This is a genomic window from Natronogracilivirga saccharolytica (assembly GCF_017921895.1).
Taxonomy (GTDB): Bacteria; Bacteroidota; Rhodothermia; order Balneolales; family Natronogracilivirgulaceae; genus Natronogracilivirga; species Natronogracilivirga saccharolytica.
This window is the reverse complement of the sequence record NZ_JAFIDN010000002.1, coordinates 300,109-313,441: the sequence shown is the minus strand read 5'-3', so window position 1 is coordinate 313,441 and position 13,333 is coordinate 300,109. Positions and strand designations below refer to the sequence as shown.

Here is a 13,333-nt window from a genome sequence, read left to right as displayed (position 1 = left end):
CCACATCAGAGGAGATTATATGACACTCAGGGTGATGAATTACAATCCTGATCTTTGCCCCGATCGTAACACAAGGCCCGTGATTTATTTAATTCGGTCTCTATTCCCCTTCAGGCTGGCTGCGGGTTGTATGCGCGGCCTGATTATCACTTCCGTCTTGATACTGACCATGCTGTCATCCGGGCTCCGGGCTGAAACGATGAATATTACCATGCCTGACACCATTGTTTTGCCCGGTGACCAGATTGTGATGCCCGTTACGGTCGACACTTATGACGGGCATGACTCCGTGTTGTCAGGGGAGTTCACACTGGACTATGACCGCTCACTTATATCCGTTACCTCGGTGGCAACCGATGGTTCCCTGCTGGAGGGATCAGTTAGCCTGGATTATAATGCAACTACGGGCCGTATTGCTTTTGCCTCTTCTGAAGCCCTGACTTTCAGCGATGACAATGATAATATCCTGTTTTATCTGACCATCATCATGGACGATGATGCTTCCGGCGGCGATGAGACAAATTTTGAAATGCAGGGCTTTTTCAATGAGGGTACTCCGGAAAACACGGTTGTTTCTGGTGTCATCCGATCTCCCGGCATTTCCGTCTCACCTTCCTCTGTAACACTGATTGAGGGAGACTCGACCCGTTTTTCTGTCAGTGGAGATGTTCATCCACCGGTAACATGGAGTGTTAGTGACAGTGAGCGCGCATCAATCAGCCAGGAAGGTTGGCTTACGGGCCTCCAGCCGGGCACAATCAGGGTATTTGTTGAGGATCAGATTGGCCTCAGAGATTCGACGGATCTTTTCCGGGTACAGCCTGATGTTTTGCAGACCCTTACTGTTTCGACACCCGATACTTCGGTCAGTCAGACCCGGGACTTTTGGTGGCCGGTTTCGGTTAGTGATGTGACGGACCTGAATATCACTTCAATGCAGTTCGAACTTGGGTGGTCCGGCCAGCATCTCGAGTTCCTGGCCCTCAGCACCGAAAACTCTCTTCTTGATGACGCCGGCTTCGGATCTGTGGATTATGACCACAGCTCCGGATCCCTGAGCGTGGCAGCTGCCGGTGTAAATCCCCCGGAAGGCTCCGGTCCGCTTATCTGGCTTCAGTTTCGTGTCAGAAATGACGCCTCCGGAAACAGAACTCCTGAATTCTCCACTTTAATGTTTAATGAGGACATCGATCCGGATTTTGATTACGGAACCATCTCTATCCTGGATGCACCGGAGATCACACTGACGGAAGAGCTTATTGAGCTGGTGACTGGTGACACCGCAACCATTTCAGTGGAAACCGGGGGCACCTCGCCCTTCAACTGGCAGACGACTAATGAAGACGTTGTCACCATTGACGAGCAAACCGGTGAAATAACGGCTGCCGGCAGCGGGACTGCGGAAGTCTTTGCTATTGATGATGAAGGTTTTACTTCCAGTTCCAGCGAAATTGTCGTTCATGATATCAACGCTTCGCTTAAAAACATTACCCTTTTCACCGGCCTGGAAGCGGAACTGCCCGTGATCGTTGACGATGTGTCCGGGCTGGGCATTTTTTCCTATGAAATGGAAATCGCACTGGATACGACCATGCTTGATTTCCAGGGTCTGGAAACGGGTGAAACAATTAGCGAAGGCATGTCCGTCAGCTCTAATATCAGTGACGGCATGTTGAAAATTGCGGCTGCCGGAACTGAAGAATTGCAAGGTGAGGGACAGCTTTTAAAACTTGTATTTTCAGAAGGACCGGAAGCTTCGGCCGGATCCTCTGCCGGTCTCTATCTGCAGCAACTCACCTTCAATGATCCGGGTCTGCCCGGAGCTCCTACAGCTCTTTTGCACGATGGCATAATCTCTTTTTCTGACCCTGATGATCCTTCTGTCCCTGTACTTGTTCAGCCAGAAGACGACGCTCTTGAAGTGGAGCTGACACCTGAATTTGCATGGGAGGGAGAACTTGCGGAAACTTATGACCTTCAAATTGCAACAGACCGTGATTTTTCAAACCTGGTTGCATATTTGAATGATATTGAATCTGAAACATATACGTTGGAAATGGAACTTGAGAAGGAGACTACATATTGGTGGCGGGTTCGCGGTGTCAATTTTCAGGGGACAAGTAACTGGTCAGGGCCCCGAAGCTTTACCACCATCCAGGAAGATGATGAGCCTTCTCCCGTGCCTCCTGAGGCACCTCAGCTTGCATTTCCGGATAATGGTGCAGCAGACGTAGAAACAGCTGTTATCTTGCGATGGTATTCTGTGGCAGAAGCGGACAGTTACCGCGTTCAACTTTCCGCACATTCTGACTTTTCCGAGCTGATGATCGATCAGGTTACGGTTTCAGACACCACATACAATGTATCTGATCTGGATTACATGACTGACTATTACTGGCAGGTGCGGGCTTATAGCGACTCCCTTTCCAGTGAATGGTCTGACACGTTTTCATTCCAGACCGTCATGGAGACGTTTATCGAAGCAACAGAAGAGTTACCATCATCAGTTACATTGCATCAGAATTATCCCAACCCGTTCAATCCGGTCACAACAATCACCTATGCCCTTCCGTCTGAGGCAGAAGTAAAACTGGAAATATTTACCGTCACCGGGCAACGAATCGGAGTGCCGGTAAACAGAAGACAGACGGCCGGGTATCACAGTGTTGAGTTTGACGCAGCTGAACTCTCGAGTGGTATTTATCTGTACCGCCTGACAGCCGGTCAGAAATCCATAACCCGCCAGATGACAATAATTAAATAGGGGTGGCGAACTTACCTCTGTGCTCCGTATTTACCAAAAAACTTTATGCTGCAAAGCTTTCTGTGCTTTGCTATTCCTTGACCCATGTTTCAAGAACCACAACATCGGTAGCTGTTGCTGTATAAATATACTTGCTGAACTCCCTGAATCTCTTTTGTCCTTTCTTTAAATCAGTTCCTGCTACATCATAAAAAAAAGATACGCTGTCCGTCTTGATCTCGAAATATACTTCGTAATCATCAATATCAGCATCAGCCCCAATATTACTGACACTGTATTCAACATCAACGAACATGGAGTCACCATCTGCTCTGTTGAACCAGGAAGTCACATTGGCTTCAAGGTCATCTGTTGAAGCTGATGTATCTTCATCGGTAGGCCTCATTGTAATGCTTGCCGTAGCCACTCGGCTTTCGCGGACAGCAACACTCACCGAGGCATTGCTATAGCCGTCTTTACGTGCTGTGATATTGTAGTTTCCGGTTGGAACATCATCAATATAGAATGATCCGTCATCTTCCGTCAGAATGGCCACCGTTCCGGGAGAAGTGGCAATGCTTGCGCTTCGAATGGGCTCATCGGTTTTTGCATCTATAACAACACCTTCGATATCACCATATACTTCGGTATTGACAGTATCTTGTGAACAGGATATCAGCAAAAATATTATCATAATGCTGAGAACAGCATTTATACGGCTATACATAGGTATTATATCTTTAGGGGGTACGTCTGGCGCTGATCAGCTTTATCTGTTTTCAATTATTACCCGGGCACCATCTCCGGACTGTGTAATGGTTAACGGCATTCCTACACCGTTGAACTCAGCAGATTGATGATTGCCAAGTTGCTGAACTTGCTGCTGGGTGCCGGAGCCTTCATAGTTAAGACCAATATGATTGTAATTTCCTTCCTGCCAGCCTCTGATAAAGTTATCGCTGCCAACAACATTAACTGATGCGGTATTTCCGATGCCATTCTGGGTGAATTCGGCATCGTTACCGTCACCATTAATAGACAGTGCGGCTCTGTTCATACTTCCGATTTGCTCAAGCATGACCATGTTTTCCATTCCGATCAACGATATGATTGCCGTGTTTTGCGAGGTTTCAGGCAGATCTTCATCCGTACGGCCGGCTGTTGGATTCATTGTGACAAAATCACCACTGAATCCTCTTACAGCTTCATTATGATCAATGGACACTTGTTCCGGAAAAACTTCCCGTTCGCTGTTCTGGGATAGCACACTTGTATATCCCGTTAGCAGGAAGGCCGATATGATTGCAAGTGTTTTCATAACTTGAATATAAGATGTTCGTTTTATTTATGTAACAAAAATCGGAATCAAAAGAAAATTAATTATCCTGACTGATAGAAACCCTGTTTGAACTTCCATCCTGTGATACAGAAGCGGTGCTGGATGATACATACTGCATGATTGTCGCTGTATTTCCGTTTCCCCACTGATTTAAAACCGCTTCATGACCATAACCATCCTGAAATATGATGCCGCTTTGACCAGCATCGCCACCCGCCATTCCCTGGTTAATTGTCACGTTATGTCCGCCATCACCGGTTTGATGTACATCGATGGCAGATTCATCCCCGGACTGCATGATTTCTGCTGCACTGCCGCCCTCACCATCCTGAAGCAGAAGCATTTGCAGATTATCACCGTCACTTTGTGATATGAACGCTTCATTGCCGCCGGTTTTTTGGTTTACTCCGGTAACCGACCATCCGGCATGTTGTGTGATGATGAGTGTGTTCCTCTGATTTGTACTCTGCTGCATTGCAGGATCGCCACCCGCATAACCGGAAACAATATTCCCGAATCCAATTTGTTCTATCTCAGCCTTATTGCTCCCAACCTGTTCCAGCCGTACTTCATGACCGCCATTTTCCGGGTTTTGCCCTGACCCTGAAGTCACTTCCTGAGTCACTGTGGCACGTGATGAACCAGACTCATTTGACGTCTGGCTTAGCCAGGCATAGTTGAAATCCTGCATCTGGGAAACAGAAAGATCGTTGCCTGAGCCCATTTGCTGGACTACAGCATCCTGCATGTCTCCTTGCTGTTGTATTGCAGCTTCATTGTCCTGTGCCTGAACAACGCCACAAGACAGCAAAATTGCAAATAATGTTGTAATTATTTTTTTCACGGTTGGTCACCCTGAGTTCTTGTTATTTGAAGAACGTTATTTTTTACCTTTGAATTACAATAGCTGTGTTTCCATTGCCAAATTGATCCACCACGGCAGAGTGTCCGCCACCATATTGGTGCACATCAACCATATTGTCTGCTCCGTGCTGGGTAATCCAGGCATAGGAACCATAGTCAGCACCGTTGTTTCCATAGTACTGATTGATTTCAGCCTGGTTTCCTCCTCCATGCTGCTCAACAGCTGCATAGTGAGAACCATCCTGGTTTAAATTGATCACATTATCATCTCCTTCCTGATGAATCATGGCGACAGACCCGCTCCCTTCATAACCATTGGAGAACGGCGGGGGGGAGGGGCTGCCTTTGCCAGGCGGATCAAATGGAATACCAGATCCGTACCCTGACTGCATTACGTTTGCCTGGTTACCGCTGCCATCCTGATAAATTTCCGCATAATGACTCCCGTACTGCCCGAGGCTTACCACATTATCTTCTCCGATCTGATCTATATATGCTGATGAGGTGTACATTCCATCAGAACCATTCATGAACGGTACAGAATCACCTGACCCTGGCGGGAATGAGCCCTGTGAGTCACCCTCCTGCTGAACTACTGTTGCCCTGTTTCCGCTGCCTTGCTGCTCAATAAACACCTCATGACTGCCTTGCTGCACTATATCGGCATAGTGATCGCCGCCGGCTTGTGCCACATCCGCATTGCTTCCGGCACCTTCCTGTTCCAGTGCCGTATAATTCGCACTGCCAACCTGCTCTATGGAAGCTTCGTTGACACTTCCCAGCTGACTGACAGTTGCTTCATTGCTGCCTGTGAAAGCCAGCAGCATGAAAGCCGGTATTATGGCAAATAAAGTGAATTTCATTGTTTTTTTAAGGCACCAGGCGCTTAGTTTTTCTAAAATCACATCGGTTAAAAAAAACTCCTGTAAAAAGGTAGATTATTTATGATTTTTTTTTAATTTTTGTTTACAAGTCTTATGCAAGGTAACGTTCAGGTTTTTGGTTGGTCACCCCTTACATCATTATATATTGTGAGGTTCCTGCAACGTTGCCTTGCTTTTTTTTACATATCCATCAGTAAGCCGGATTTATTACAAAACCAACGTTAACACCCCAGTGCTGATCGTTGTATTTGCCCATCGAGACCCCGTCAAGTCCGTCTAACATAAGATACCGGTAGCTGGAACTGACACGAACTCCAAAATTTCTGTTGAACCTGAAATCAAGTCCACCTTCAGCTGCCACATATGGGAAAAATCTGTCATCCTGACCGTCAAATTTTCTGTCAAATGCAAATGACCCCACTCCTCCAGAGAAGAAAGGGGTGAGCCTGTAATCCGGCAGGACATACATATTCAATGACAGATCAGCTGCATTGACCGGACTTGAGTAAGCATCCTGAGCGCTGATTCTGGTTCTCTCACCGCGGGCCTGAAGCGAAAAGTGCGGTGTCAGGCCACGTTCAATCATCATAGAAAATCCGGGATTGACTTCAGGGTTATTGTAGTTCCCTATAATACTGCCCATTGAGGCGCTGGTAATAAGCGACCAGCCACCACGATAGTCCGGTCTGTTTGTAAATCCGAAATAATCGCGCTCCAGCTGACGCTGTACTTTCTTTTCGTAGTCAAACTGTTCGCGATAAGCCATCACCTCATCATCATCCTTTGCACCCCAGAGTCCTTCCTCAATTCCTTCAAGGACCAGCTTCTTCACGGCTTCATCTATTGCCTCTGTTACAGCCATAACAGGAGGTTCGTTATAGGTATATCCCGTTTCAGCTTCAAGCAGCTTGTTCGTATCAACAAATTTAAATACTCCGCTTTCAAGCTGCTGGGACAGGATTGACTTGGTAGTATGCACCGTTTTCAAAATGCGGCCGCTTTGCGTAGAAACAGCCCGGAGATAAATAGTGACCTGGTCCTTGCGGTATTTACTGGAACCACCGATGCCAAGATATCGCGCACCTGCTCCGCCGGTAATGATATTGGTATCATATCCGATAATACCTCCCTCCAGCATCACTCCGGCGAACAGCAAAGGCGGGAGAGGACTTACCTGGCCACCTGAATGCTGCTGGCGAATATTCTGAATAATCTGACGCTCATTCAGAAGGTTCGAAATGCTCTCACGCTCAATGGCGGTAAACCAGCCGGAGTCCTCCATGGCCTTGATAAGGATAGATGTTGCCCCCTGTGTAACAGCTGTTGACCAGCTTGCCACCCGGTCCGACGGTTTATACTGGCCGGTCTGATCCCTGAAGCGGTACACAGCCGCAACAATTTTCTCTTCTGGTTCCGGCAGCGAACGCAGTGCTTCATTGGATCTGCTTAGCACACCGTGTTCAACCGGTTCGGTATGCATCGGGCGCATGGTCCCGGAGCAGGAGGTCACCAAAATGACCAGAACTACTGAAAATAGTATATGTGTAAATCGGATTTTCATATGATATCAAAAACTGGGAACGGTGATACTTGTTTCTTCACCTGTCATTATGTTGGAAATAAGAACCGTAACACCATCCACACCGGGCTGAAGGTCAATGGTAAACTCACCGAACTCGAAGCGCGACTCATCCATCACTTCACCTTCTTCAAGGTCGAACTGCCTCCGCACAATATCACGGGTCAGCTGTGAGAGAACCTGGCGCTGCAGTGAAGCCTGAAAATCCTGAAGCGGGTCCCTGGCCAACCGGGCATCTCTGGTCTCTTCATGCTGGTTTTGAGTCTGGGCACTGTTTTTAAGCCAGGAGTAGTTGGCCGGATTGCCTCCGAATGCCGGATTTTTGGGCTCATATATCATCTGTTGCGCCTGGCTTACAGTGAAGATTCCTGCTGTCATGAGCAACGTTACGGCAATTAGTACAGATCTGTAGATTCGCATAGTTTTGTCAGTAGATTTGAAACTGCTGTTGATGATCCCGCAGGTAAATATACGTGCGGCGCACCGCAAATTCACTTGCTTCTTCAATTAAATCATATCTGGGCTGCAGACGGGTACGGAAGGTTTCCGTATTGTTCACTTCTACAGCAACTATCGTACCAAGATTGGGGGCCGGCTGTTCGGTTATTCGGATGGAGTAATTACTAGCTTCTTCAGGAGGCTGCCAGTTTGAGTAGAATATATCGTAGAAATCGCGGCCCACCTTCGACCTGGTTTCATCATGGATCATTCCGTCAATCTCCACAAACATTCTTTGCTCTGCTTCAGCCTGCCTTTGCTCTGCTGTTTCCTCTTCCTGTTCTTCCTCCCTCACAAGAGCTTCAAATGCTTCCCTGAATTTTTCAAGCGCTTCTTCGTCTTCCACCCCGACGGTATCTTCTGCTTCCTTTTCAAGCTCTTTTTGTCTTCTTGCTTCCAGTTCGTTTTGCACAAAAGTGAGCAGCCGGTCCTCATACATGATTTCCGAGTACTCAAGATTTATGAATTCAACCGGGACCCGTGATGATTCACAGAAGGGATCGTCAAGCACCTGCTGGGCGGTCATCCCGGTTTCTTCAAACCGGTAGACTTTATGCGGGATTTCGAGCGTCTTGCCCGGCCGGACAAAATGCGGATTGGCGATCCTGTCTGCGTTCAGCGCATAAATAGCCTCCCACAGGAAACCACTTCCGTACTTTTCCGCAATTCCAAACAAATGATCACCCTCTTCAATTGTATAGGTTTCCTTGGGTTCTTCGCACGAAATCAGCCCTGCAATTTCTTCGTCCTGATCAGCATACAGTCCGCCGGCACCTGCAGGAAGAACAGGCAGCAATAGCAGGATAAGGATTATATTTAGAGGCTTAGTGATCATTAATAAAATCAGGAACCAAATATTGAATCTGTCAATCGTCGACAGGATGATAAATTACAGCTATTTCAAATCGATTCCCTTGATTGTTTTGCAGTGATTACCAGTTATTTTGCTGTTTCATTCCGCCTTTTTCCCTAGGCTAATTTTCGGCAAAATCATGTAAGAATCAAAATTAGAATTACTTAACTCTCATCATGGTTTCTCTGGCCGTTTTTGAGTCTTGTTAATAATTTATTAGATATTAACATGATCACATATTGAACACTGCCGGACAGCCGATCAGCCGCTTTATTTTTCTTTTGGATGTCCTTGTGTTGCCCGTTCGGTTAAAAACCGGTCATATATTAGAATATCTTAACCTTTATCAGCGGGAGCCGGCCGGCTAATCGCAACATTCCAGTCAGGCCACTTTCCTGCCGGACTTGCGGGCTCATCTGCTGCTCTGTCAGCTCCGTACCAGCCCATCCAGTCGGCACGAACCGATTCATCAAGATGATCCACGCGGAATGAAGCGCCGCCGCTGCCCGATGCCACCGTAACCATCACGGAGCAGAGCTGTTTTCGCCGCTGAAACCAGTTTGCCAGCACCGTCAATGACTGAATCCGCCTGCGGTGAAAAATTACCGTTGAACGGGCCAGCCTCCTGAACCTGAGAAAACCCAGCCCGTTCCGGAAACCGGCGGCAGCATCACGGTAACGCAAGTATCCGATCAGGGCAGCCAGTACCAGTATTACCGGCAATAAACTGTAAAGTCCAAGATACCATACCACCAGTGCGGCAATGGCAAGTACCGGAGCGGCCGTCCTGATCTGATACCTCAGAAAGGCTCTTCCCGGCGGACGAACACCCGGCAGTGACTCATTGTACTCCTCCAGCATATCGTCAAAGTACTGTTCAAGCTCTTTTTTTCGTATCAGGGGTATGACCACCGTGGTTTTACCCCCTTCGTCTCCGAATCCGGCATTCTCCACATATACCATCGCATAGCCAAACGGCTGACGCAAAATCCCTTCAACTACCCGCACTGCCTGAATGCGATGAAACGGAATGGTAATCTGTTTCTTTTCAAACAGACCGCGGCGGATCTGAAGCTCCCGGTCGTTCCGGGACAGGGTGAATCCTGAAAACCGCAGCAGCGTCCCGAAAACAGACAGCAGCCATGCCGCAACTACTGCTGCTGCAGCCATTGTGATCCAGAACTCGGTATCTGTTCCGCCGGTATATGCCTCAATGAAAGCTATCATCTGCTCTTCGCTGACAACCTGATTTACCTGGGCCATCAGCGTGCCGACAATGGACAAAGCCACTCCAAAGCTGCCTGCAGTGCTGGCTGCAATCAGCAGCCTTTTGCGTGACAGCCTGTAGACGGGATAATCCGTTGCCGTTTCAGAAGATACGCTATTGCGCATCTCGACATCCAGAGCTTTGCGGATCTTCCGGGCATCCTGCCGTGTTATGGCACTGATCTCGGCTTCGGGGGAATCACCGCCGGCCGTGAGTACATTAAGGCGAACCAGGCCGAAGAGCCGCTGCACAGGTCCGGAACTCACGTCTATGGCCTGAATACGGTCACGCGGGACATATCTTTTTTTCCGCACAAAAAGTCCCTGCTCAATCCGAAGCTCGTCCTCCTCGACACGCCAAGTGAACCGCAACCAGCTGACAAAGCCCACAACAAGCAGAACGGAAACAAGCAAGGACAGGCCCCACCAGGTAAACAGGGGCGAATTGCCTCCCTGGCCCAGAAAAAAGACCAGGATGATGGGCACGATCATCTCACGGAGCGTGCGCAGAACGAACGTCAAAGTTGCCACAGGATGCTGGCGTCTGGGCTGCCTGATGTCATCTGCGGCATCAGTTCTTGCGGTATCATCTGTTTGTCCCGGGGCATCCCGCCTGCCTGATGAATGCGAATCCTCTGCAGGACTCCCTTCAGCACCTTTCATGCCCGGATCAGGCTTCTCGTATTCAGGATCTGGTAAATTCGGATCGGACATCTGAGCTACAAATCCTCCCTGGCAATTCGTGCATATTCGGATATGGTGTTGCGCAGGTCATCGGCTACCGGCTCGGAAAGCGCGGGAATCTCATGGGTGTCCCCGGCAGTGGTAACCGTAACCGAAGCCAGCCCGAACTGCCGGTATACCGGCCCCTGACGCGTATCAACATGCTGCACCCTTTTTATAGGAATAAGGGTCCTGGTGACGACAAACAACCCGCGCTGCAGATCAATTTCGTTCTGATCCACCTTGTAACGCCACCGTTTCCATCGAATATATGGTATCACCGTTCCTTCCAGAATGGTGTAAGTCAAAAACAATATACCCAAAACGTAACCGGGCCAGTGCGGCCAGTCTTCACTTCCCATCGATACCGCACCGTATCCCAGCGGAACCAGCCAGTAGACAAGTGATCCAAGCGCACCGGTAATCCTCCAGGCATTGATCGCTTCCGTAGACAAAAACCGGCGCCCCTGTTCATCGCGAAGTATCTCTTCTTCTGCTTTATCGTTTTCTTCCATGCTCCGCCTGCCTCATATTGTTTTTTAGTCTGCTTTTGCTCGTTGTCGCTGCCGGTACCGCGTCACGCCGCAAAATAGCATATCGCACCAGCTCATCAAACAGCCTTCTTTGGGACGGCACCTGCGGCAGATACTCCGGATGCCATTGCACTCCAATCAGAAAGGAGTCCCGCTGATGCTCTATTCCCTGGGCAACCCCATCCGTTTCCCTGGCCACCACGCGTATGCCCTGACCCGTTTTTTTAACTGCCTGATTGTGAAGGCTGTTTACCCGTATGCTGTCCGTGCCGAAAATATCATGAAGCCGGCTGCCGGTCTCCAGATGAATTCTCTTCCTCGGGTAAATGGTCGTGATCTTGGGTCTTTCCTTATAATATGATGCAAGATCCTGGTAAAGGGTACCGTCGTGATATACATTGATCAACTGTGCCCCGCGGCATATTCCAAGCACCGGCAGATGTCTTTCCACGGCAAGATCAAGCAGCTGCCACTCCATATTGTCCCGGCCTTCATCGACCGCCAGCGACCCTGCACTGAACGCTTTTCGCAGCAATCCGAACAGGGGAGCCAGTATCAATGTAACCCAGCGCTGACCCTTGGGCTCTTTTTCGTCCGGGCTCGTCCGGATATTCTTCAGGTCGGAAATCAAATCCTCGTACCGTCCGGGATCAATATCCGCACCTCCGCCCAGAATCAGGGCATGGGGTTCATCCGGCAGGCTTTTCCTGCGGATGGCATCCAGCTTCGATGGCGTGACCCGAACTGCTTTTCCTCCGCTGCGGCGGACGGCAAATTTCGTTGCAAGCCATGCTGCGGTGCCGCCTTTGTCCGGACCACTCACCCAAATGACCGGTTTTTTTTTCAGTAGTCTCATTGGAGTTACACCTTGCTGTATAAAAAACCTGGATTATTCAAAAAAACGAACCCGCATTTCCCGCATCCATTCATCGGCCCAGGTTTTCAGCGGGTGCAGTTTTTTTTCGAGATACAACTCCTGCATATCGATCAGCTTCTGTCCTGATTCGGCCAGTCGTTCTACCTGAACCCATACGTTCCACTCTTTTGTAAACGTCCAGTCCGGATCATCAATCGAGCTGTTTGGAAGCCGGTAATGAAATGCGGGGCGGGGCCGTATCAGTTCATCCTTCAGCCGGTTCCTGACGCGCTCTTCATCCATCCATGCAAAAAGGGGAAGCATATCGAGCGGCCGGTTCCGGGTGGGATTGGCATCCAGATAATCATCAATAAATCCGGATGCATCCGGCCTGTATGACGGGTCCAGCACCTTCAGTATGTATTTTTCCGGAAACGGGTCAATGAAAGGGGTGATTTCGCGCATCATGTCGATCTCATGGGAGAGACGCAGCCACTCGTACAGCAGAAGAAATGCCTGAAAATAACGCAAAATAATGTCCACCTCACGGGACGGCACTTCAGGATTGAGATGCAATCCAAACGCATTGAACGGCGAGGCTGATGTGCCCTTGCCGCGCATCCGGTAAATTGCCTTCCGCAAGTCCTCCAGGTCGGCAATGCGGTCAAAGGTGACGGGCGGAAACGAAACCTCATATGGAACAAAGGGCTCCGCTGTTGATGCAAGCACTTTTTCTACGGTCTTTTGCCAGCGGGAATCCACATGAATACCAATTTCCTTGCCGATTTTTTTGAAATAATCCGTTTTTGCCAGTTTTTGCAGCAGGATCCAGTCCAGTTCTATGGTAAAGTCGCCGAGACGTGAATTGCGGACATATTTTTTGTAATCACTCTCCGATTCCACTTCTCCACCGTAACAAAGCCTGACAAGAGATACAATACGATCAATGGTGAGTCCTGAAAATTCGATCTCCAGCCCCATCTTTCGCGGCTTTCCTTCCGGGTTCTCACCTCTTGGAGGAATATCTGTATTTTCCGGAAATCGATTTTTCCGGAACATTCCGGATATATTTTTTGCCATTCTATGTTATAGTTGTTGTTCCGGTGATTCCGGGGCCGTTCGGTAAACCCGGGGCCTTGCTCCATGAACCTTCAGAGATTCATATTAGTATTGGTTACTACCGTGCGGCCCTGTC

Annotated in this window: 12 protein-coding genes; 1 reads left to right on the top strand and 11 read right to left on the bottom strand. The window is 48.8% G+C overall.

The window, feature by feature from the left end; genetic code table 11:
• The first annotated feature begins 130 nt into the window (after window positions 1-130).
• Window positions 131-2,764, top strand: a complete 2,634-nt coding sequence (locus NATSA_RS03610; protein ID WP_210510474.1) for a cohesin domain-containing protein — start codon at window positions 131-133, stop codon at window positions 2,762-2,764.
• Window positions 2,765-2,834: 70 nt separating this feature from the next.
• On the opposite strand, the gene NATSA_RS03605 is transcribed toward NATSA_RS03610, so the two are convergent.
• The 11 genes from NATSA_RS03605 to NATSA_RS03555 form a co-directional block, all read right to left on the bottom strand.
• Window positions 2,835-3,437, bottom strand: a complete 603-nt coding sequence (locus NATSA_RS03605) for a carboxypeptidase-like regulatory domain-containing protein (protein ID WP_210510472.1) — start codon at window positions 3,435-3,437, stop codon at window positions 2,835-2,837.
• Window positions 3,438-3,512: 75 nt separating this feature from the next.
• Complete coding sequence (locus NATSA_RS03600) at window positions 3,513-4,061, bottom strand: hypothetical protein (RefSeq protein ID WP_210510470.1); 549 nt, start codon at window positions 4,059-4,061, stop codon at window positions 3,513-3,515.
• A 58-nt stretch (window positions 4,062-4,119) separates the two neighbouring features.
• A complete protein-coding gene (locus tag NATSA_RS03595) occupies window positions 4,120-4,926 on the bottom strand; it encodes a hypothetical protein (RefSeq protein WP_336244676.1) in 807 nt (268 codons plus the stop codon).
• Window positions 4,927-4,969: 43 nt separating this feature from the next.
• Window positions 4,970-5,809: a hypothetical protein gene (locus NATSA_RS03590; protein ID WP_210510781.1), complete on the bottom strand. Its 840-nt coding sequence runs from the start codon at window positions 5,807-5,809 to the stop codon at window positions 4,970-4,972.
• Between the two features lie 211 nt (window positions 5,810-6,020).
• Entirely contained in the window at window positions 6,021-7,391 is a 1,371-nt protein-coding gene (locus NATSA_RS03585; RefSeq protein WP_210510468.1) for a CsgG/HfaB family protein, read from the bottom strand.
• A 6-nt stretch (window positions 7,392-7,397) separates the two neighbouring features.
• Window positions 7,398-7,829, bottom strand: a complete 432-nt coding sequence (locus tag NATSA_RS03580) for a curli production assembly/transport component CsgF (RefSeq protein ID WP_210510466.1) — start codon at window positions 7,827-7,829, stop codon at window positions 7,398-7,400.
• 7 nt (window positions 7,830-7,836) lie between these two features.
• Complete coding sequence (locus NATSA_RS03575; protein WP_210510464.1) at window positions 7,837-8,742, bottom strand: CsgE family curli-type amyloid fiber assembly protein; 906 nt, start codon at window positions 8,740-8,742, stop codon at window positions 7,837-7,839.
• A gap of 354 nt (window positions 8,743-9,096) precedes the next feature.
• Window positions 9,097-10,740, bottom strand: a complete 1,644-nt coding sequence (locus NATSA_RS03570; RefSeq protein WP_210510462.1) for a PH domain-containing protein — start codon at window positions 10,738-10,740, stop codon at window positions 9,097-9,099.
• A gap of 5 nt (window positions 10,741-10,745) precedes the next feature.
• Window positions 10,746-11,264, bottom strand: a complete 519-nt coding sequence (locus tag NATSA_RS03565) for a PH domain-containing protein (RefSeq protein WP_210510460.1) — start codon at window positions 11,262-11,264, stop codon at window positions 10,746-10,748.
• A complete protein-coding gene (locus NATSA_RS03560) occupies window positions 11,248-12,138 on the bottom strand; it encodes a gamma-glutamyl-gamma-aminobutyrate hydrolase family protein (RefSeq protein WP_210510459.1) in 891 nt (296 codons plus the stop codon). The genes NATSA_RS03565 and NATSA_RS03560 overlap by 17 nt, the downstream gene beginning before the upstream one ends.
• A gap of 33 nt (window positions 12,139-12,171) precedes the next feature.
• Window positions 12,172-13,218 carry an amidoligase family protein gene (locus NATSA_RS03555; protein WP_210510457.1) on the bottom strand — a complete coding sequence of 349 codons (1,047 nt, stop codon included), beginning with the start codon at window positions 13,216-13,218 and terminating at the stop codon, window positions 12,172-12,174.
• Window positions 13,219-13,333 lie beyond the last annotated feature (115 nt).